The sequence below is a fragment of the Pseudoclavibacter helvolus genome, assembly GCF_014191305.1.
In the GTDB taxonomy this organism is placed as follows: Bacteria; Actinomycetota; Actinomycetes; order Actinomycetales; family Microbacteriaceae; genus Pseudoclavibacter; species Pseudoclavibacter helvolus.
Genome location: NZ_JACHWJ010000002.1, coordinates 128897 through 148715, shown reverse-complemented (window position 1 = coordinate 148715; position 19819 = coordinate 128897). Strand labels below are relative to the sequence as shown.

20 protein-coding genes and 1 tRNA gene are annotated in these 19819 nt (G+C 66.6%); 7 read left to right on the top strand and 14 right to left on the bottom strand.

Going from position 1 to position 19819, the window contains the following annotated elements; genetic code table 11:
• Positions 1–3 precede the first annotated feature (3 nt).
• Together FHX72_RS07635 and FHX72_RS07630 are read right to left on the bottom strand one after the other, a co-directional pair.
• Positions 4–618 (bottom strand): TetR/AcrR family transcriptional regulator, encoded by a 615-nt coding sequence (locus tag FHX72_RS07635; protein ID WP_068476975.1) that lies wholly within the window; start codon positions 616–618, stop codon positions 4–6.
• 93 nt (positions 619–711) lie between these two features.
• Positions 712–1665 (bottom strand): hypothetical protein, encoded by a 954-nt coding sequence (locus FHX72_RS07630; RefSeq protein WP_183624185.1) that lies wholly within the window; start codon positions 1663–1665, stop codon positions 712–714.
• An 888-nt stretch (positions 1666–2553) separates the two neighbouring features.
• On the opposite strand from FHX72_RS07630, the gene FHX72_RS07625 reads away from it, so the two are divergent.
• Positions 2554–2745: a hypothetical protein gene (locus FHX72_RS07625; protein WP_068476980.1), complete on the top strand. Its 192-nt coding sequence runs from the start codon at positions 2554–2556 to the stop codon at positions 2743–2745.
• A gap of 247 nt (positions 2746–2992) precedes the next feature.
• Positions 2993–3502, top strand: a complete 510-nt coding sequence (locus FHX72_RS07620) for a hypothetical protein (protein ID WP_068476982.1) — start codon at positions 2993–2995, stop codon at positions 3500–3502.
• A 126-nt stretch (positions 3503–3628) separates the two neighbouring features.
• Here the strand turns inward: FHX72_RS07620 and FHX72_RS07615 are convergent, their stop codons facing one another.
• Both FHX72_RS07615 and FHX72_RS07610 read right to left on the bottom strand, forming a co-directional pair.
• A complete protein-coding gene (locus tag FHX72_RS07615) occupies positions 3629–4276 on the bottom strand; it encodes a vitamin K epoxide reductase family protein (protein WP_068476984.1) in 648 nt (215 codons plus the stop codon).
• 12 nt (positions 4277–4288) lie between these two features.
• Positions 4289–5080 carry a DsbA family protein gene (locus FHX72_RS07610; protein WP_221186844.1) on the bottom strand — a complete coding sequence of 264 codons (792 nt, stop codon included), beginning with the start codon at positions 5078–5080 and terminating at the stop codon, positions 4289–4291.
• Between the two features lie 143 nt (positions 5081–5223).
• On the opposite strand from FHX72_RS07610, the gene FHX72_RS07605 reads away from it, so the two are divergent.
• Complete coding sequence (locus FHX72_RS07605) at positions 5224–6477, top strand: MFS transporter (protein ID WP_221186859.1); 1254 nt, start codon at positions 5224–5226, stop codon at positions 6475–6477.
• A gap of 127 nt (positions 6478–6604) precedes the next feature.
• Here the strand turns inward: FHX72_RS07605 and FHX72_RS07600 are convergent, their stop codons facing one another.
• The gene (locus tag FHX72_RS07600) at positions 6605–7912 is read right to left on the bottom strand and encodes a D-arabinono-1,4-lactone oxidase (RefSeq protein ID WP_183624179.1); all 1308 of its coding nucleotides are present in this window, start codon (positions 7910–7912) and stop codon (positions 6605–6607) included.
• Between the two features lie 146 nt (positions 7913–8058).
• Positions 8059–8131 (bottom strand) — tRNA-Lys (locus FHX72_RS07595).
• Between the two features lie 89 nt (positions 8132–8220).
• Between FHX72_RS07595 and bcp the strand changes: the two genes are divergently transcribed.
• On the top strand, positions 8221–8700 hold the full coding sequence (gene bcp / locus FHX72_RS07590; RefSeq protein ID WP_068476990.1) for a thioredoxin-dependent thiol peroxidase: 480 nt from the start codon (positions 8221–8223) through the stop codon (positions 8698–8700).
• On the opposite strand, the gene FHX72_RS07585 is transcribed toward bcp, so the two are convergent.
• Positions 8697–9113 (bottom strand): hypothetical protein, encoded by a 417-nt coding sequence (locus FHX72_RS07585; protein WP_156479736.1) that lies wholly within the window; start codon positions 9111–9113, stop codon positions 8697–8699. The two genes, bcp and FHX72_RS07585, sit on opposite strands and share 4 nt — an antisense overlap.
• Before the next feature lie 179 nt (positions 9114–9292).
• Between FHX72_RS07585 and FHX72_RS07580 the strand changes: the two genes are divergently transcribed.
• Complete coding sequence (locus FHX72_RS07580) at positions 9293–9541, top strand: WhiB family transcriptional regulator (protein ID WP_068476994.1); 249 nt, start codon at positions 9293–9295, stop codon at positions 9539–9541.
• A gap of 48 nt (positions 9542–9589) precedes the next feature.
• Here FHX72_RS07580 and FHX72_RS07575 read toward each other — a convergent pair whose 3' ends face one another.
• Genes FHX72_RS07575 through FHX72_RS07565 form a run of 3 tightly spaced genes read right to left on the bottom strand, consistent with a single transcriptional unit; the run spans position 9590 to position 13232 of the window.
• Positions 9590–11092 carry a sensor histidine kinase gene (locus FHX72_RS07575; protein WP_068476996.1) on the bottom strand — a complete coding sequence of 501 codons (1503 nt, stop codon included), beginning with the start codon at positions 11090–11092 and terminating at the stop codon, positions 9590–9592.
• A gap of 9 nt (positions 11093–11101) precedes the next feature.
• The gene (locus FHX72_RS19635) at positions 11102–12604 is read right to left on the bottom strand and encodes a MinD/ParA family ATP-binding protein (RefSeq protein WP_068476998.1); all 1503 of its coding nucleotides are present in this window, start codon (positions 12602–12604) and stop codon (positions 11102–11104) included.
• Position 12605: 1 nt separating this feature from the next.
• Complete coding sequence (locus FHX72_RS07565) at positions 12606–13232, bottom strand: hypothetical protein (protein ID WP_156475569.1); 627 nt, start codon at positions 13230–13232, stop codon at positions 12606–12608.
• Positions 13233–13359: 127 nt separating this feature from the next.
• Here FHX72_RS07565 and FHX72_RS07560 point away from each other — a divergent pair, with 127 nt between their 5' ends.
• Positions 13360–13671: a helix-turn-helix domain-containing protein gene (locus FHX72_RS07560; protein ID WP_156475570.1), complete on the top strand. Its 312-nt coding sequence runs from the start codon at positions 13360–13362 to the stop codon at positions 13669–13671.
• 108 nt (positions 13672–13779) lie between these two features.
• Here FHX72_RS07560 and FHX72_RS07555 read toward each other — a convergent pair whose 3' ends face one another.
• Positions 13780–14421, bottom strand: a complete 642-nt coding sequence (locus FHX72_RS07555) for a hypothetical protein (RefSeq protein ID WP_068477002.1) — start codon at positions 14419–14421, stop codon at positions 13780–13782.
• Positions 14422–14514: 93 nt separating this feature from the next.
• On the opposite strand from FHX72_RS07555, the gene FHX72_RS07550 reads away from it, so the two are divergent.
• The gene (locus FHX72_RS07550) at positions 14515–14982 is read left to right on the top strand and encodes an Rv3235 family protein (protein ID WP_068477004.1); all 468 of its coding nucleotides are present in this window, start codon (positions 14515–14517) and stop codon (positions 14980–14982) included.
• 143 nt (positions 14983–15125) lie between these two features.
• Here FHX72_RS07550 and secA read toward each other — a convergent pair whose 3' ends face one another.
• The 3 genes from secA to FHX72_RS07535 form a co-directional block, all read right to left on the bottom strand.
• A complete protein-coding gene (gene secA, locus FHX72_RS07545) occupies positions 15126–18077 on the bottom strand; it encodes a preprotein translocase subunit SecA (RefSeq protein WP_183624177.1) in 2952 nt (983 codons plus the stop codon).
• Positions 18078–18219: 142 nt separating this feature from the next.
• Entirely contained in the window at positions 18220–18888 is a 669-nt protein-coding gene (hpf, locus tag FHX72_RS07540) for a ribosome hibernation-promoting factor, HPF/YfiA family (RefSeq protein ID WP_183624169.1), read from the bottom strand.
• A 146-nt stretch (positions 18889–19034) separates the two neighbouring features.
• Positions 19035–19790 carry a ComF family protein gene (locus tag FHX72_RS07535; RefSeq protein WP_068477008.1) on the bottom strand — a complete coding sequence of 252 codons (756 nt, stop codon included), beginning with the start codon at positions 19788–19790 and terminating at the stop codon, positions 19035–19037.
• Between the last annotated feature and the right edge of the window lie 29 nt (positions 19791–19819).

Below are 19819 nucleotides of genomic sequence, written 5' to 3'. Positions count from 1 at the left end.
CGGCTACCGGCGCGTGGCCGAGATGAAGGTGAGCGCGGCGACGAGCTCCTCGCGTGTCGGCTCCTGCGTGCGGGCTTCGCCAGGGATGTTCTCGTTGGCGAGGCAGTACGTGACACCAGCAAGCCCGATGGCGATGCGAAGCGCACGGTCGGGGTCGTCGTCGGACAGCGCCGCAACGAGCCGCTCGATGATGGGGTCGACCCTTGTCGCGATGAACTCGCCAGCTCCGGTGCTGCGGTGGTTCACGAACATGTGCACGGCGAGGCGGTGCTGGAGGAGGAAGTCGACGAACGGGCCGACGAGTCGTTTGTCCTCGGCGCCGATGTCCAGGTGCTGCAGCGAGTCGACGAGCTCCTCGAACGCGCCGAGGGCCTCGAGCACGGCCTGTTCGAAAAGGCCCTGCTTCGAGCCGAAGTGGTAGAGCAGGTTGGCTTTCGTGTAGCCAGCCTTGCTCGCGATCTCCTGCAGGGAGGCCCCCTCGTAGCCGTGCGCAGCGAACTCGACGAGCGCCGCCTGCTTCAGGAGATCGGTCGGGTGTTGGCGGTGCGCCGATCGGGTCCGCTCGGCCTGCTGGGATTCGCCCCTGGGATCATCTGGCTGGGGTTGCTGCTCGCTCACCCGGAGAGTCTATTGACCGAACGGTCAGACTTCAACCGATCGGTCAGGATGCGCGCGATTCGCGCATCCTGACCGACCTGGTGACCCGGAGAGCTAGACGCCAGGAGTGTTCGGCCCGGCGATGGCGTGGCCAACGGACAGGTCGAGCACCGAGGCAGCACCGATCACGCCGACGTGCAGCGCCGTCACTTCGAATTGCCCTGCCACGGTCGACGCCGAAGGCAGCGCGCCCGGGAGGTGCTTCTGCGCGTTGACCGTGAGCGCGAGGACATCGCTCAACAGCGGCAGCGTCGCCGCCAGGAGGTTCGTGATGGCAGTGAGCTCCGCAGACAGGGGGCCCGCCGGGTCGAGGAGCGCGTGCAGCGCGGCCTCGACGCTCGCCGCAACCGCCGACATGACACCGCTCATGAGGCCACCGAGCAGCGCATTGGTGAGGACACTTCCGGTCGTGAACGTCGCAGTGCCGTTCGCGAACTGCGCCAGCGTGCCGGTCAGCGTCAGCGAGCCCGTTGTGACCGTGATGGTTGCGATCGACCCGAGTCGAGCGAGCAACGCTGTAACCCACTGGTCAAGGATGATGGTCACTGTCGTCGCCGGGAAGGCCGAGGCGAACAGGGAGGTGTTCGGCGGAAGGTTATTGAGCCACCCCGGGGTGCCTGCCGGGTACGGCCCGGCGAAGAGTGTCGCGAGGTCGATGTAGGCGACGCCGCCCGCGGCATCCAAGGTGAGCGTGGACGAGCCGTCACCGGGGATGGGCTGCAGCAGGTCAGCCGCAGCTACGGAGGCGGCGACGTTGATGTTGGCCGCGTTGATGACACTGCCGAGCAGCGGAATCGACGTGAGCGGTCCGAGGATGCTCGAGGTGTCGACCGTGAGGGTTGGCAGGGCGTTTGTCAGGGCAGTGATGAGCGCGCCGGCCGCGGGGCTCGTGAGCTCGAGCCCGAGGTGGCTCAGCATCGACACCCGCGTTGCCGCGGGTTCCGAGCAGGGGTCCTGGATCTCGCTCAGCGCCCCGACGGCGCCGACAACAAGCGCGGCGCCAGACACCGAGCTGACAAGGTCGGCGACGGGCGAACCTGCGAGGTTCTCGAGGATTCCCTTGAGCTCGATGCGCGCGAGGTCCGGCGACTCGTAGGGGTTCGGGTCCAGCGTGATGCTGCCGTCGTCGGAGACCGCGCCGACGGCACCAAGGATGCACCGTTCTGGTTGGCCTCCGCGTACTGGTTCGCAACACCAGAAGCGGTGTCCGCCAATGTGAGCACACCGCTGAGCACCGCGGCAGGCCCGGCAAGTGGTGCGAGCGTGGCGGGCCCGGCCATCGTGACCAAGGGCGGAGACCCGGCTGCGTTGTTCGCCGGTGCGCCCGCGAGTCCGGTCACGGCGTTGAGCGAAATGCCCGCGAGAGAGCCGTGCAGAAGACGTGCACCGGCGCGCGTGTTGTACAGGCCTGAGGCCGACTGGCAGGTGGATGCGGCAGCAAGTGGGGCCGCCGTCGCAGTCAGGATCACGGGCGTAGCCCAGGCCGCGCCTGCAAGCATGCGCCTGCGTGTGAAGCCGACCGGACGGTCGGGGATTGAGACAGAGAAGTGTCCCACTGGGGAGTGAGCATTCATCAAAGAGCCTTCAGTGAGGGGAAGTGTCCGCACTGGGGTGCCCGGACACAGAGGATCGCCCGCACTGGGGGTGCGGAATGATGATCTGAAGATAACTTGGCCCGCACCAATCTGACTAGTTCCGGACATAAAGAACGCGTCATATTGACTTAAACATGGCGAATCGTACCGGGCCATCTCCGGGCATGCCCCCGCGTCATCGTCGTGCGATTCACACCGCACTTCACGATTCAGCCAGACGACACCGCTAACCTGACGGGGTCAATCAACACGTCGGCGCCATCACAACGACGCGGCCCGACACAAGCAGGGAGCGGAAGCCATGCGCAAATTCCTCACCAACGGCGCGATCCTGTCCTCGGTCTTCGGCATCGTCGGCGTCGTCCGGCAGACGTCGATGGAAACGAAGCGCTGGCGGGCCGTGCTCGTCTGGCTCGCCTGGGGCATCTCGACGGCGCTGGCCATCAGTGCAGTCATGGACGACGCGAACCAGAAGAAGCTAGAGCTCGACTAACAATCCGCGCGCCGTGCGGCGTGTCTAGCGACGCGCCGCACGAACGCCGTGAGACTAGTGCTGTCTCATTCCGGGCCAGAAGACCTATCCCGGTACAAGAGCCTCAAATCCTGTGCAGAAAGGGGACTCCGTGTTCGGTTGGTTCCGCAAGCGGCGACACCCCGAGGGTGAAGTCACGTCGACGACAGAGTCGACACAGCCCGCCCCGCACGGAGCGGCTACGCTTCCTGCACCCTCGCAGCAGCATATGGGCGCCATCCCGGCGCCGATCCCCGCCGCCTCAGCACCGTCAGCACGCCCGGCGATGCCGCTAGGTGGCCACCCCAACTTCTCCGGCCTTGAACGCCCGGGCAGCGAGCTGGAACCACCACGCCTCCTCGAGCCGAGCGCCATCATGAGCGACGAGGCGCGCGAAGAACTCACGCTCCTCCTGGACGACATGTTCGGGGCAGAGGGCCGCTACCGCCTTGAATGGCGCCCCGATCGCGAGCCTGGCGACGACGCCATGTTCTCGGAGATCATGGTCGCCGACCTCGTCCGCCGCATCCAGAACACGCTCGGAACCGTCGCAGCCCTGGAATCGGGCCAGGAAGCCCCCGCACGCCTCGCTCCCGTCAGCGAGGAGGAACGACAGAAGGCAATCGAGACGTTTCTCAAGCCAGAGGAGTCGCTCGAAGACATCGTCGAGACAGTGACCCCGCGCCCGGCAGACATCGCCGCACGTGCCTCCGTCGCCGACGAGCGAAAGATCGCCTGAGCCGTCCGCCTCGCGCGCTCCTGAGCCTCAGGCGCTCTTGAGCCGCACAGCAGAGAACCCCGGTCCGAGTTTCGGACCGGGGTTCTTGCGTGCACTCTGTGCGCTGCGCTTGGACGCAGCAGGTGGCTACACCGCGAAGTACGGCAGGAGACCCGCGAAGACCACGGCGATGACAGCCAGGTACCAGACGATGATGATCGTCACGAGGAACGGGGCAAGCTTCTCCCCCACGCGCCTCGCGCCGGCACCGAGGTGCCCGTGAACCATGTTGAAGATCGTTCCTGTCGAGACAAGCGGAATCGTCGCAGCCCAGATGATCATGCACCAGAGGCAGAGACGGGCCAGCTCGAAGGCGCTGTACCACTGCAGGTAGCTGACGAGTGCCGCGGCACCGACGAGGCCGACCTGGAACGCCACCCAGAACCAGCGACGGTAGCTCGCGCCGGCGAAGATGCCCGCGCCGATGGCAACCGTCACCGCGAACGCCACGAGCCCGATGATGATGTTCGGGAACCCGAGGATCGCACCGGCTGACGACTGCATGGCTGGCCCGCAGGTCACGAACAGGCTCAGGTCGCAGACGAGGGCCTCGGTTGGCGCCTGCAGCTTGTGGATGTACTCGACCGTCAGGAAGAAGCTCGCGAGCAGCCCGACACCGCCGAAGACGACAAGCGCCCACGCCACGTTCTTGGGCGTGCGGACGAGCCAGGGCAGCTTGGATGCGCCGCCCCGCTCGTCCTCGAGAGGCTCAGCCAGTTCTGGGGAGCTCGTCACGACTCGACTCCGCTACTCGCCGGTGTTGGCGGTGCCGACGAGCCCCATGAGCGTCGCGGCGTCCGGCGGCGTCTGCTGGATCTCGCCATCGATGAAGATCGTGGGCGTTCCGTTCACACCGGCGGCGCGCGCAGCCGTGGTGTTCGAGGCTGCCCAGCTCGAGAACTCGCCGTTGGTGGTGTCCGCGAGCGCCTGCTGGTTGGTGACGCCGAGCTGACCGAGCGCGGAGGCGTAGTCTGCTGGACCCCAGCCGGTCTGCGTCTCGGCGGGGATGCCGAAGAGGCCGTCGTGCACCTCGAAGAACGCGCCGGGCTCGTTGGCGACCGTGGCGGCGATAGCCGCGGCGGCCTCAGCGCCGTAGGGCGCGACGATGTTGATGGCGTGGTAGGTCACCTGCGCGCCACCGGATGCCACGAGGTCGTTGTAGACGGCCCCGGTCTGCTCGTGGTAGTCCACGCAGTGGGGGCACGAGTAGTCGAAGTAGTAGTCGATCTTGACCGGGGCATCCGCTGCCCCGACGACGATCGCGGAGTTGTCGACGACCTCGATGGGCTGTTCGACCGTGGAGCCGTCGAGCCGGCCGACCGCGACCGTGCCGTCTGCCGTGATCTCGATCTTCTTGCCGAACCAGGTCGAACCGAACACCGCGAGCAGCACGATCGCGCCGAGCACGACGACGGCGCCGACGATGATGCCGACCTGTGTCAGTACACGCCCACGCTTGGCGCGCGCTTCTTCCTGCTTGCGGATGGCGTTGGCCTCCTCGCGAAGCTTCTGAATGTGTTCGCGGTTCTTGTCTGCCATGCGGCTCTCCTCGGGTTCGACGACCGGCGTCATTGTACGTGAGATCATTTTGTGACCTTCACATAAATACTTGTGGCCACAACTATTACATTGTGCACCCCCGAGAACCCCACGACCCCCAGGGAGCAGATGCCGTGAGTTCGATGTTCCGCTCGCTCGGTGAACGGAACTACCGCATCTGGTTCGCGGGGTCGCTGACCTCCAATGTGGGCACGTGGATGCAGCGCACCGCGCAGGCCTGGATCGTGCTCACCGAGCTCACGGACAACGACGCAACCGCTCTCGGCGTCGTCATGGCCCTCCAGTTCGGCCCGCAACTCCTGCTCGCCCCCTACGCCGGGGTGATCGCCGACCGGCTCTCGAAACGCAAGGTGCTCATCTGGACGCAGGCAGTCATGGCCGTGCTTGCCCTCGCGCTCGGCGCGATCGTGACGGCGGGCATCGCGGAGCTCTGGCACGTCTACGTCTTCGCGCTGCTCCTCGGCTGCGCCGCCTCCCTCGACGCTCCGGCGCGCCAGGCCTTCGTCTCCGAGGTCGTGGGCCTCAAACTGCTCTCGAACGCCGTAGCGCTCAACTCCGCATCATTCAACGGGGCCAGGATGCTCGGCCCAGCCGTCGCGGGTGTCCTCACGGTCCTGATCGGCGCGGGGCCCGTGATCCTCGTCAACGCGCTCACCTACCTCGCGACGATCGCGGCGCTCCTGGCGATGCGCTCTTCTGAGCTGCTGCCCTCTCCCCCGTCGAAGCGAGGCCGCGGGCAGATCCGCGAGGGCATCCGCTACGTCGCGAAGCGGCCTGACATCGTCGCGGTCCTCGTGCTCGTGTTCCTCCTCGGCACCTTCGGCCTGAACTTCCCCATCTACACCGCGACCATGACGACCATGGAGTTCCAGGGCGGCGCTGACAGCTTTGGGCTGCTGTCGTCCATCCTCGCGATCGGCTCCCTCGGGGGTGCGCTGCTTGCAGCCAAACGTGAGCGGGCGAGGTTCCGTGTGCTCCTGACTTCGAGCGCCTTCTTCGCGCTCAGCTGCCTGGCGGCCGCGCTTGCGCCCACGTTCTGGATCTTCGCGGTGGCCCTCATCCCGATCGGCTTCACCTCCCTCAGCGCGATCACCACGGCGAACGCGCTTGTCCAGGGAAGCGTCGAGCCGTCCATGCGAGGGCGGGTCCTCTCGCTCTACATGGCGATCTTCCTCGGGGGCACGCCCATCGGCGCCCCGGTCATGGGCTGGATCGTCGAGCTGTTCGGGCCGCGAGCCGCCCTGCTCGTCGGTGGCGCATCCGGAGCCATCGGAGCGCTGCTCGCTGCCTGGATCCTGCACAGGGCGGGTGCGTTCAGGTGGCGCGACCGTCCCTGGCGGAACTCGGACGACCCGCGCACAGACGAACCGCTCTAGCGCACTGCGCTTCGCCCGCGGTCAACAGCCTCGGGATGGGTTCCACGCTTGCGGATGGGATGCAACCCATCTCGAAGCGTGGAACCCATCCCGAGACTCAGGGCGCGCGGCCGTGCGCGCAGTCAGCTCAGTGCGCTCCGAGGACCCGCTTGAGGTGGGCATTGTCGAACACGCCCTCCGGGTCCAGGCGTTCACGTGCCGTGTGGAAGTCACCGAAGCGCGTGATGACGTGCTTGAACTCCTCAGCTCGCACCGTGTGGAAGCTCCCCCAGTGCGGCAAACCCCCGAGGCTCAGGAAGAGGTCTTCCGCTGCGGTGAAGATCGGTCGCGCGTCGAGCGTCGATGGAACGCGCACCGTGATGTTGCCGACGGTCCTTCGGTAGGCGTTGGAGAGGAAGGCATCGTCGGCTGCCGTCGTCGAGATGCGCACGGCGTACGGGAGGTGCAGGCGAGCCCGCTCGAGAGTCTCATCGAGGGCCCGCAGCACCTCGGGCGTCTCCCCGATCGGGAACGCGTACTCGAGCGACGCGAAGCGCACCGGGGCAGGCTCGGCGAGGGCGCGCATAGGCCCGAGGGTGGACTCGCCGACCGGATGCACACGGTTCGCAAGCTTGTTCACTGCAGGGGTGAGCAGCGGCAGCGACTTCGACAGGCCGATCGCCAGCATCTCGCCAAGCGCGCCGAACGACGCCGAGCGGCGCGAGGGCGTCGGCTCGTCAGCGATCTCGCCGGACTCACGGAATCCCTGCGTCACGAACACCTCGTCGGTGTGTGGCCGCCAGCTCGCCGAGAAGTGGTCGGCACCAGAGGCGAGCACCGCGAACTCGTCGAGGAGTCCGCTCATGCGCATCTCCTCCTCCGAGGTTCGAATGCGGTAGCCGGGAACGATGCGGAACACGAGTTCCGTGAAGATTCCGAGGGCACCGAGGCTGAGCCTGACCGATGGCCACAGTTCGAGGTCCTGGTGCGCGCTGACCGTCACGAGCTCACCGGTGCCCGACACGAGCGTCGCGGAAACGAGCTGGGACGAGAGACTCGCGAAGCGCGCCCCGGTGCCGTGGCTGCCCGTTGCGACGGCGCCACCGAGCGTCACGGCAGGATTGTTCGGGAAGTTCTCGAGCTGCCAGCCGTAGCTCTCGAGCAGGGCCCCAGCCTCGGCGATCGTCGTACCAGCACCGAACGATGCCTCGTGGCTGTCGAGGTCGATCCAGTTCAGGCCACGGAGGCCGCGCGTGTCGAGCAGGATGTCCGGCGCGACAGCGAGCGCGTTCGAGGTGTGGCCAGCACCGACGGGCCTGACGTGCCTGCCACTGACGTACGCCTCCGCGACGATCTGTTGCACCTCGACCGGAGTCCTCGGGGCAACGACGCTCGAGGGGGTCGCGCGTGCGGTTCGCGGCCAGTTCGCCCAAAGTTCACCGGGTGCATTCGTCACGGAATCTGCCTCCTCGTCGTCGGCGCGATCCGCGCCAAGCCAGTGCATGCCCATTCTGCCAGCACCGCGCCTCCGAGAACGGCAGATCCGCGTCCGCTAGATGCAAGAAGGCCCGGTAGCTGGCGAGAGCTACCGGGCCTATCTCGTACACCCCCTCGGACTTGAACCGAGAACCCATTGATTAAGAGTCAATTGCTCTGCCAATTGAGCTAGAGGTGCATGTCGTTACGTTTCCGTGGCGACCGAGAGAGCATAGCACTGTTTTGAACTCGAAGTCCAATCGGCCACAACATGCCACGATTGAGGGCATGACGACATCAACTCCGACTCGCCTCGAGCCAGGTGCAAGCGCCCCCGACTTCACCCTCACCGACCAGGACGGCAACTCCGTCTCGCTCGCCGAATACAGAGGCAAGAGGGTCATCCTCTACACGTACCCAGAGGCCTTCACGCCAGGGTGCACGGCCGAGGCCTGCGACTTCCGCGAGAGCGACGCACCTCTTCGAGCGGCCGGGTACACGATCCTCGGCATCTCGTCTGACGAGCCGGAGAAGCTGGCCGAGTTCCGCGAGGCCGAGCACCTCGACTTCACACTTCTGAGCGACGCCGACCACGCGGTCCAGACGGCGTATGGCGCGTACGGGGAGCGGAACAAGTACGGCCGCATCGCCGTCGGCCCCATCCGCTCGACCTTCATCATCGACGAGACGGGCAACATCGAGCACGCCATGTACAACGTCAGGGCAGCCGGCCATGTGGCCCGCATCCTGAAGCTGCTCGAGGTTTAGCGCCCCGCTTCGACCTCATCGTCGTCGCGGTGCAGTGCGCGGCCAGTCGCGGGATGCACCGCGGCGACGAGACCGATGAGGCTGACGGCGACAAGCGCCCAGCCGGCCCAGACCGCAATATCGCCCTGAAGGAACACCCAGGCGACTGCCAGTTGCATGATCTGCCACGTGATCGTGGCGCCGCGCACCCAAGAACGCAGACGAAGCGTGGATACAGCAACGAGCGCGAGCAACACGGCTCCAAGCAGGGCGAGGCCAGCAAGCGCAAGGGAAGAGGCCAGGAACTCGGCCTCTTGCGCCGCGGTCTCGGCGACGAGGAACACCGTCACAGCTGCGAGGATGGCGGCCTCGAAACTGAGCACCGCAGCAAGCACATTGACGGTGACCGGACGCTTGGCCGTGCCTAAGCTCACGAATTACCCCTTGCCTGGAAAATCACGCTGTGGCAAAATCTTTCTCTAGGTAGAGATACCCGGAGGTATGCAAAATCGAGGCCAAGTCTATAGGCCAGTCACCGCATCCCGGGTTCACGAACTTCGCTCCCAGCGGAGCGTTTTTGTGCGCGAGGCGCACTCGATAAGGAGCACCACTGATGGATTGGCGCGATACTGCCGCCTGCTTGGACGCAGACCCCGAGCTCTTCTTCCCGGTCGGAAACACCGGCCCAGCTGTCGACCAGATCGACGCAGCGAAGGCCGTCTGCGCTTCCTGCAAGGTGACGGAGGTATGCCTCCAGTACGCACTCGACACCGGACAGGACTCCGGTGTCTGGGGCGGCCTCTCGGAAGACGAGCGCCGTGCACTCAAGCGACGTGCGGCACGCGCACGACGCGCATCCTGAGCAAGACCACTTCCGCGGCCTGACCGCGGATCGCCCAACGGGCGGCGTTTAGGCGCCGCCCGTTTCGCGTTTCCATCGGCTGGGGATGCGCAGCTTGACCTGGGTACCCTCGCCAGGTTCTGAGTGCCACTCGATCGAACCGCCCAGTTCACCTTCCACGAGCGTGCGCACGATCTGCGTGCCGAGACCTGCGCCGATTCGTCCCGCGACGAACCCTGAGCCCGTGTCGGCAACTGTGACGGAGAGCCCGCCGGGAGTCTGTTCTGCGGTGACCGTCACCTCACCCTCCTGGCCGGCGAGGCCGTGCTCCACGGAGTTCGTGACGAGCTCCGTGAGCGCAAGCGCAAGCGGGGTCGCGTACTCGCTTGGCAGCGTGCCGAAGCGACCGCTGACGACCGGCCTGACGACCGTGTTGGAGGACGAGGAGACCTCGGTGATGAGCTTCATCACGCGGAGGAAGACATCGTCGAAGTCGACCGTCTGCGAGAACCCGCCTGAGAGCGTGTCGTGGACGACGGCGATCGAGGACACACGACGCATGGCCTGGGTCAGCGATTCCCTGGCCTCGTCGCTGCGGGAGCGTCGCGCCTGAATGCGAAGGAGCGCGGCGACGGTCTGCAAGTTGTTCTTCACCCGGTGGTGGATCTCGCGGATCGTGGCGTCCTTGGTGATGAGCTCTTGCTGCTGGTGCCTGACGTCCGTCGTGTCGCGGCAGAGCACGATCGCTCCCGTACGTTCTCCGTGTGCGCGGAGCGGCAGGGCTCGAAGCGTCACGGTGATGTCGCGAGCTTCGACGTCGGTCATCCAGGGCGCCCGGCCCGTGACGACGAGAGGCAGCGCCTCGTCGACCGTCACCCTGCTCTTGTCGTGGACCAGCGCCGAGGCAACTTCCGAGAGCACCTCGCCCTCGAGTTCGCCTCCGAACCCGAGCTTGTTCATGGCGCTCAGTGCGTTGGCGCTCGCGAAGGTGACGACGCCGTCCCTGTCGAGCCTGATGAGGCCGTCGGATGCACGCGGCGCTCCTCGCCTGGAGATTTGCGGCGCCTCCGGGTCAGGGAACGCCCCCTCTTCGATCATCGCGAAGATCTCGTCCGCGCAGTCGCGGAAGGTCTCCTCCTGCCGCGTGATGGAACGGGTGCTGCCGAGGTTCGTGTGCCTCGTGATGACCGCGATCGGATGCTCGCTGACGCCCTCGCCCGGAAGGCGGCAGAAGACGGGCGTCACGAGGAGCTGGGTCGGGATCTCGTCGAACCAGTCAGGCTCAGTCGAGCGAACCGTGATGCCCTCTTCGTAGGCCCGGCGCACAGAGGCGGCCCACTGCTCCCGCACGGATTGCCCGATGAGGTCTCGGTAGAAGAGCGTCGGGGCGCTGGACGGGCGGCCCTGTGCGACGGCGACGAAGTCATCGTCCTTGGTGTGCACCCACAGCACCACGTCGGCGCACGAGAGGTCGGTCAGGAGCTGCCAGTCGGCGCTCAGCTGCAGTATCCACGACTGCTCAGCTTCACTGAGGGTTCCGCGGCGCTGGAGTTGCGATGAGAGACTCGACACTCGGTCAGCTTAGGAGTTCTGAGCTTGCAGTTCGCCACGACCGCGCCAGAATCGGCGAAATGCGGTACTTCCTGACGTCTCCGCTTGCTTCGTTTCCCGCGCACCGGCCCCTGCAGTCGCGGCCACCAGGATGTCCGACACGTAAGCGCCGATCGCGCGGGCGAACACCGAACGCGGGCTCGCGTAGGTCACGGGCTCTCCCGCGAGGAGTGCTCGATCGCAGGCCGTTTGGTCGAGTGGGATGAACGCACTCGCCTCGATGCCGGCGAATCGTGAGAGCACGTGCTTGATCTGGCCAGCGGCGCCGAGACCGACCGCGTCCGCCCGGACCCGATTCACGATCACGTCCGTCGGGGTGTCCCCCACGATCTCGACCAGGTTCGCGCGTGCACGCAGGAAACGCTGGAGGCCGACGGCCTGCCCATCAGCCACGGCGAGCACCCTGTCGGCCGCAGTGAGGGCAGTCAGCGTCGCGGCCGAGCGGCGCGGAGAGAACGCGTCGCTCGCGATCTCGTCATCGCTTTCGAGGCTGAACCCCACGTCCACGACCACGAAGTCGGCGACCTCGCGGCATTTCTCGAGCACCGTGAGCACCCGGTCCCGCGAGAGCTCCGGCCATCTCGCCGGGTTTGCAATACCCGTGAGCACGAGGAGATCGCCCCTCCCGAAAGATCGCGACACGGCGATGCGCTCGAGCTCATCCAGTGTGAGACGCGCGGCGCCTGCCAGCCGGCACGCGGCCGCGAAGCCAGGCGCCTCGTCAGTGATGCCGAGCATCGGCGCGAGAGAGCCCCCAAAGCTGTCTGCATCGATGAGCAGCACCCTCTGGCCGGCCTCGGCGGCGCTGGACGCGACCGCTGCGGCGACGGTGGATGCGCCCGGCGCACCGTGCGGCCCCCAGACGGCCAACAGCATCCCCCGCCCGTCTGGATCAGTCCGGCGCAGGGGTGATGGCACTCCGCGGGAACGCACCGCGGATCGTGCGCCCGGACGTCCACGCGCTCGGTCAGCGCGTCTGCGGGCGGCCCGAGTGGGGGCAGCGGGCACCTGCCGTTCTGGCCCGGACGGCTCGGAAACCTGCTCACCGGCAGGCGGGGCGGCCACCGCTGGCGGCCTCGCGAAGGACAGCGACTGCTGCGGGATGGGCCCTGTCGCCACGTCGCGCGAAGGGTCGACGGCCCCAGACGCGAGCAGCACCTCGATCTCGCTCCAGCTCGCAGCCGCCTCCACCACTTCCGTCGCAGACAGCGCCTCTGCGTTTCGGCGTTCCAGATCGCCTGCCACGACCACGATCGCCCTCGCACCGAATCGTGAACAGGCTGCGACGCTGCGCGGGGTGAGCGTCTCCGGCGCCCCTTGCAGCAGAACGATATCTGGCCGGAGGCGCTCGAGCGCCGTCGCAGCCGCGAGGCTGCCTGAGACTCTGTCGACGATGTCGTGCCCTGCCGCGATGATGCCCTCGAGCAGCCGGGCCTCGATCTCGAAATCGATGGCGAGCAGAATGCGCGACACGCTATTGCCCCTTCTCGAGGTAGACCGGGATGAGCGCCAGGCGCGAATCGTTGCTGATGACTGCGAGCAGGGCCGGTATCTCGGACTTCGGCAGGAGCAACTCCACGCGATCCGCTTGGCTCGAGGACAGCGTCCCCTCCCGTGGCAGGATCTTCGCGACGACGGCGCTCGCAGAGGTGAGGACGGGGGCGCCGTAGGTTCCTGGCGAAGTCTCCTGGCTCGACCAGAGCTCAACTGCACTGCCGGGCCCGAGCTCTGTGGGCAGACCACCAGATACCTCGACGATCACCGAGGAACGGCTCGAATCGGCGTCTCCGATGGCAGAGCGCGGCACGAGCTCCCCTGATTGCACCGCCTGCGTCACGATGAAGCTGTCGCTCGGGACCGTCTCGGCGCTCAAATAGGCCTCAGCGCTCGCCCCAAGGGCAACCTCGACCGCCACGAGATCGTCGACGGTGATCAGCTGGCCCGGGGCGATCGTCGCAGAAGCCGCGTAGGCCAGCTCCGTGCGGTTGCCCGCGACAAGAACCGCGACAACGCCGAGCACCGACGCGACCACGAGGACGGCCCCGAGGAAGAGCCTCGGGTCCACCCAGCGTCTCGGCTTTCTCCCCTTGATCACGCTCATGCACCATTCCCCCATCGTCGGTCGCCAGAGGTACGGCGACCCCGCCATCGTGGCGCAGCGTGAGAGAAGGCGCAGAAGTTATCCACAACACGTACCGATCGGTGATCTGCGCGCGATAATCGACGGCATGAACGCATCCGTTGACCCCCAGTCAATCGGCCGTTTCCTGACCCTCTCCGAGGTCTGCGAGATCCTCAACGTCACGATGGATATCGCGACGGGACTCGTACAGAGCGGGGAGCTGCCGGCTATTCGCATCGGTGGAGTCGGCGAATGGCGAGTCGAGCGAACCATGCTCGAGCAGTACATCGACGACCAGTACGAGTACCAGCGCCGAGTCGCCTCGCTCCGCCAGAGCGAGTTCGCGGACACTGGCGGCTTCCTGTCCTCGGAAGCAGGCCAGGACGACGTGATCCCGCGGCTCCGCCCTCTGCTCTAGTCGTTTCCTGCGCGTTCATAGTTTCGTGCGCGTTCATCGTTTCGTGGGCGCTCATGGTTTCGTTGGCGCTCGTGCTCGACGTCTGTGCCGACAAGCGCCGCTGACCGGTCAGTCGCCTGCGAGAATCACGAGGCGAAGGTCCGAGAGCGGAATGATCCGGTAGGCGACGACGTCCCTCGCACGCCTGGCCACACCGCGCTCGTGAACGGCCACGTCCACGTGGTCGCGAGCAACTCGGTCGATCGTGCCGACGATCGTCCCGGTGGTGACGACGAACTCGCACTGCTGACGGCGACGTCCGAGGTCACGAAGCGCGAACGACAGACCGAGGCGCCCCGAGAGGTCACCTGGTCGGCTTCCCAGCGGCTCGCGGAGGCTTGCGACGAGCTGCTCCGCGTCAAGGACGAGGGAGGCGATACCAGCGGTCGGAACGATGCAGACTCGGGCTCGACCCGACTCCGCGAGCAGTTCGGCCGAGAGCCAGTCGCTGCCAAAGGCCTTCGGCCGCACCGCGACGATGGAGCCGTCAGACATCTGCAGCGACACCGGACGCTCCCCGCTCTCCGCGAGCGCGATGAGTCGCTCGCGCACGGTCAGCCTCCCGACGCGCAGTCGCTCGTCCTCGATGGCGCGCCTTCCCGCCTCGGCGTCGAGCCCACCCTGCAGCTCGCTCGCCAGGTCGTCAAACAGGTCGTCCCACCGTACCTCGCCAGCGTATGTTCCGAGTTCGCAGGGGCCAGAGTTATCCACAGGGGAGTTCAAACCTCGCGAGCTGTGGCGGTCGCGTGGTTTCATGACGCCAGGCGGTTCGGGGGGAATCGCCTGAGATCATTCGGGGGCCGCATGTTGCCAGCGCGCAGCATCGGGGCGTTACGCGCCGTCGATGCAACTCAGTCATCGGCTCCTTCGCGGGCCGGCGAACTCATCGACGCAGACCCGCTGTTCGTGCGCGAGCGAACGGCCGCGAGGGACCTGCCAGACCCGAAGCCGCTCATCTCCAACCTCGCACGAAGCGTCGTTGAGGTCATCGCCGGGGTCCGCGACATCGAGCAGCTCTCGAGGTGGGTGACCGACGACGTTTTCAGGCATCTGCTCATCCGCACCCAGCACGCAGCCAGAGCCCGCCAAGCGCGCCGACGGCCGACGAGGCGCCCGAACTTCGTCGAACTCACCCTGCGCGTCCAGGACACGAGCGAGAACATCGTCGACGCCGTTGTTGTCCTCGACTTCGGCGCGCGGGTCAGAGCCGTCACGGTGCGCCTCGAGGGACTTGACCGTCGCTGGCGAGCCTCCGCCATCCACGTCCTCTAAGCCCTAAGCACTGAGCACTGAGCACTGAGCACTGAGCACTGCACCACCCAGCAGGACAACGCAGCGGGCGCACCACGTGTTGTGGTGCGCCCGCTGCGTCTATGGGGACATGCGCTTACGCGGCTGCTTGCCGCAGCCAGCGGCTACTTCTTGCGGCGACGCTGAGCCCGGTTGCCCGCAGGCTGGTCGCCCGGCTTGGACGTCCCGCCCTTGCCGAAGGAGCTTCCGGCCACTGGCGCGTTGCTCGCAGACGGCTCGGCCTGCTCCGCGGCCTGACGCTTCGCGGGGTTTCCCGAACGCGACGCTGGCTGCTGGCGCGGGCGAGTTGCCTGGCGAGGGCTCGCGGCAGGGGCAGCGGGCTCTTCGCCGGCCTCGTCACGCGCCTGGTCAAGCGCGGACGACGTGCCGAGGTCGCGCTCACGGCGCTTTGCCTCCGCTGTTGCCCGCTGGTTGAGCTGGCCGCGCTCGTTGCGCACCTCGACCTCACCCTGGTCGGTGGCAGCGGAGTAGCTCAGAGCTGTCTGCTCCTTCTCGTCGAGACCCTTCGCGACGATCTGCACGTCTGGCGTATCGCTCGCCGACGGCGTCTCGTCCTTCTTGACGGTGACCTCGAGGTTGTACAGGAAGCCGACGGACTCTTCGCGAATGCTGCCGAGCATCTGCTGGAACATCGCGAACCCCTCGCGCGTGTACTCGACGAGCGGGTCCCTCTGCGCCATCGCGCGGAGACCGATGCCGTCCTTGAGGTTGTCCATCTCGTAGAGGTGGTCGCGCCACTTGCGGTCGATCACGCTCAGCACGACGCGGCGCTCGAGCTCGCGGGTGGCGTCCTCCCCGATCGACTCCTCGCGCCGCTCGTAGGCGTGCCGCGCGTCCGAGAGGACCTCCTCCTCGAGCAGCTTGCGGGTGAGCTTGCTGCGCCCACCGGCCTCCTCGAAGAGCTCCTCCTCGGTGATGCCAACGGGGTAGAGCTGCTTGAGGTCCGTCCAGAGGGCGTCGAACTCCCAGTCGTCGCCCGTGCCGTCACCCGTGTGCTCCTGGATGATGTCGTCGATCGCGTCGGTCAGGAAGTTCTGCACCTTGTCCGCGATGTCGTCGCCCTCGAGGATGCGGCGGCGGTCGCTGTAGATCGCCGTGCGCTGCTCGTTGAGCACGTTGTCGTACTTGAGCACGTTCTTGCGGATCTCGGCGTTGCGCGACTCGACCTGCGACTGCGCGGAGCGGATGGCGCGCGAGACGATGCGGGACTCGAGCGCGAGGTCGTCCGGCGTGCCGTCGCCGGCCATGATGGCCCGCGTCGCCCCCGTGTTGAAGAGGCGCATGAGGTCGTCCGTCATCGAAAGGTAGAAGCGGCTCTCGCCAGGGTCACCCTGTCGTCCGGAGCGGCCGCGCAGCTGGTTGTCGATTCGACGCGACTCGTGGCGCTCTGTTCCGAGCACGTACAGGCCACCGGCCTCCGCGACCTCGTCTGCCTCGCTCTTGACCTGCTCCTTCATGGAGCTGAAGACCTCGAGCCACTTCTCGTCGTACTCGTCCGCGTTCTCCTGCGGGTCGAGGCCGAGGGCGGTCATCTCTGCGACGGCGAGGAACTCGGCGTTGCCGCCGAGCATGATGTCGGTACCGCGGCCGGCCATGTTGGTTGCGACCGTGACGGCGCTCTTGCGCCCGGCCTGGGCGACGATGGCGGCTTCACGCGCGTGGTTCTTCGCGTTGAGCACCTCGTGCTTGATGCCGCGCTTCGCGAGCAGCTTCGAGAGGTACTCGCTCTTCTCGACGCTTGTCGTGCCGACGAGTACTGGCTGTCCGGTCTCGTGGCGCTCGACGATGTCTTCGACAACCTGGTCGAACTTCACCTTCTCGTTCTTGTAGACGAGGTCAGGGTTGTCCTTGCGCTGCATCGGTCGGTTCGTGCGGATGGGCACGACGCCGAGCTTGTAGGTGCTCATGAACTCGGCGGCCTCGGTCTCGGCCGTACCGGTCATGCCCGCGAGCTTGTCGTACATGAGGAAGTAGTTCTGGAGGGTGACCGTGGCCATCGTCTGGTTCTCGGCCTTGATCTGTACCCCTTCCTTCGCCTCGATGGCCTGGTGCAGGCCCTCGTTGTAGCGGCGGCCCTTGAGGATGCGGCCGGTGTGCTCGTCAACGATGTTGACTTCGCCGTTCTGCACGACGTATTCCTTGTCGCGCTTGAAGAGCGCCTTCGCCTTGATGGCGTTGTTCAGGAAGGAGATGAGCGGGGTGTTCGCCGACTCGTAGAGGTTGTCGATGCCGAGGGCGTCTTCCACGCGGTCGATGCCGGGCTCGAGGACACCGATCGTGCGCTTCTTCTCGTCGACCTCGTAGTCGCGCCCTTCCTTGAGCTTGCGCACGATCGAGGCGAACTCCGAGTACCAGCGGTTCGCGTCGCCCTGCGCGGGGCCGGAGATGATGAGCGGCGTGCGGGCCTCGTCGATGAGGATGGAGTCGACCTCGTCCACGATCGCGAAGAAGTGCTCGCGCTGCACCATGTCCTCGGAGCGCCAGGCCATGTTGTCGCGCAGGTAGTCGAAGCCGAACTCGTTGTTGGTGCCGTACGTGACGTCGGCCGCGTACTGCTCGCGACGCTCGGCGGGCGACTGGCCGGAGACGATGCATCCGGTCGTCATGCCCAATGCGCGGAACACGCGGCCCATAAGGTCGGACTGGTAGGTGGCGAGGAAGTCGTTGACCGTAACGACGTGCACGCCCTTGCCAGCGATGGCGTTGAGGTAGGCCGGCAGTGTCGCGACGAGGGTCTTGCCCTCACCGGTCTTCATCTCGGCGATGTTGCCGAAGTGAAGCGCCGCGCCACCCATGAGCTGCACGTCGTAGTGACGAAGCCCGAGCACACGTCCGGCCGCTTCACGGACGGCGCCGAAGGCCTCAGGCAGGAGCGCGTCGAGCGACTCTCCGGCCTCGTGGCGTTCGCGGAACGAGGCCGTGATGTCACGAAGCTCTTCGTCGCTGTACTCCTTGAATGCATCCTCAAGGCGGCCGACCTGCTTAGCGACGCTCTCGAGCTTGCGAAGGGTGCGCCCTTCGCCCATGCGGAGAATCTTCTCGAGAACTGAGGCCAAGGTCTGCTCCTACTGGTTGACGCAAGTGGCGCGAGAGCGCGCGGCGAAGCACAGCCCATGCTGTGCACATCCGTTGATTCTACGCACCTCGCCCCGACCGATGCTGGATGCATCGGCCGGGGCGAGGTGGACGAACTCGAGGTCAGGAGACGGGAACCTCGTTCTCGTCCAGGGCGATGATTCCGTAGTCCCAGCCGCGGCGTCGGTACACAACACTCGGGCGGAGCGACTCGCTCTCGATGAAGAGGAAGAAGTCGTGGCCGAGCAGCTCCATGTGGTCGACCGCTTCGTCCTTGCTGAGGCGCTTGGGAGCGAACGTCTTCTCGCGGATCACGACAGGCGAGTAGAGCTCCTCGAGAGTCTCCTCCTCTGCCGCGATCTCCGAAGCGGTGCCGCCGTTCTCGACGAGCCTGATGGTGTCGGTGTCAGCGGGAACGACGTCGACCTGCGAGAAGTTGTCGGCAGCTGCCTCCTGGAGACGCAGGGGCGTGTGCTGGCCGCGGTGGATCTTCTTGCGGTCCTTGTTCCGACGGAGACGCTCGACGAGCTTGTCGAGGGCGAGATCGAAGGCTGCGTACTTGTCACCGGCCTCCGCCTCGGCGCGGATGACCGGGCCTGGACCGAAGAGCGTGATCTCCACTTTGCCCTTGTCGAGCAGGTTTCCCGCCCGGTCCGTGCGCTTGGTCAGCTTGATTTCCGCCGCCTGCGTCTTGCCATCGAGAAGCGAGACCTTTGCGAGCGCCTTCTCTGTGGCGTACTCGCGAAAGCGGTCCGGGATCTCGGTGTTGCGACCGGTGATCGTGATTTCCATGTCACTCTCCTGTCGTTCTGCACGAGGCCGAAGTGTCACTGCCTCGTGATGCTGTGCCGCAATCGTAGACCCCAATTCACTCCGCGTTGTCTGCGATTTCGCAGGCATGCCCTACCCTCCGCGCGTGTCGAGTTGTACCCCGCCAGTTACGGATTTCTGCGCACGGCTTCGGCGATGACCACGCACCCGACGACAACCGCGCCACCGGCTTCCAGAGCGCGGACAGCCTCGCGGAGAGTGGCGCCGCTCGTGACCACGTCATCGACGAGGACAACCCGCCTCCCAGCGAGCCCTCGCTCCGCGCGGTAGGCGTGGCGGAGGTTCTCTGCCCGCGCTGCCACGGAGAGCCCTGCCTGGTCCTCGACCGGCCGGACGACCCTCAGCCCCCTCACACTCGGCACGCCAGGCACGGCGAGCCCCCAGAGCAGTGCGAGGTGCGCGTAGCCGCGTGCACGAAGCGACTTCGCGGAGGACGGGGCAAGGATCGCGACCCAGGCACGGCGAGCCTGCCCATCCTCGAATGCGCCGACTGCGGTCGATGCTGCCAGGGCACCGACCGCCTTGCGCAGGAGCACGGCGAGCGGGCGGGCCGAATCCGTTCGCCCCCGTTCCTTGAGCGCGGCGACGAGCGCCTTGGTCGGACCGTCGTAGTCAGAGGCGGCGAAGACCGGGATGCGGCTGCCATCGGCGGCGCTGATCCGCAGCCCGCACTCTCGCACCAGAGTGAGGCGGGCGAGGCGCTCCGCGCAGGCCCGACACAGCGCGCGGTCGACGTCACCGCACGAGGCGCAGGTGACCGGCAGCACAACCGCGAGCGCGTCGAGCGCAGCCGCGCGCAGCTTCTGCGCTCGCTCACGCAGGCACGCGGCCAGGCTCGAGCGCGGAGTCGAGTGCAGCGGCATCCAGCAAGAATGGCCCGCACCGGGTGCGG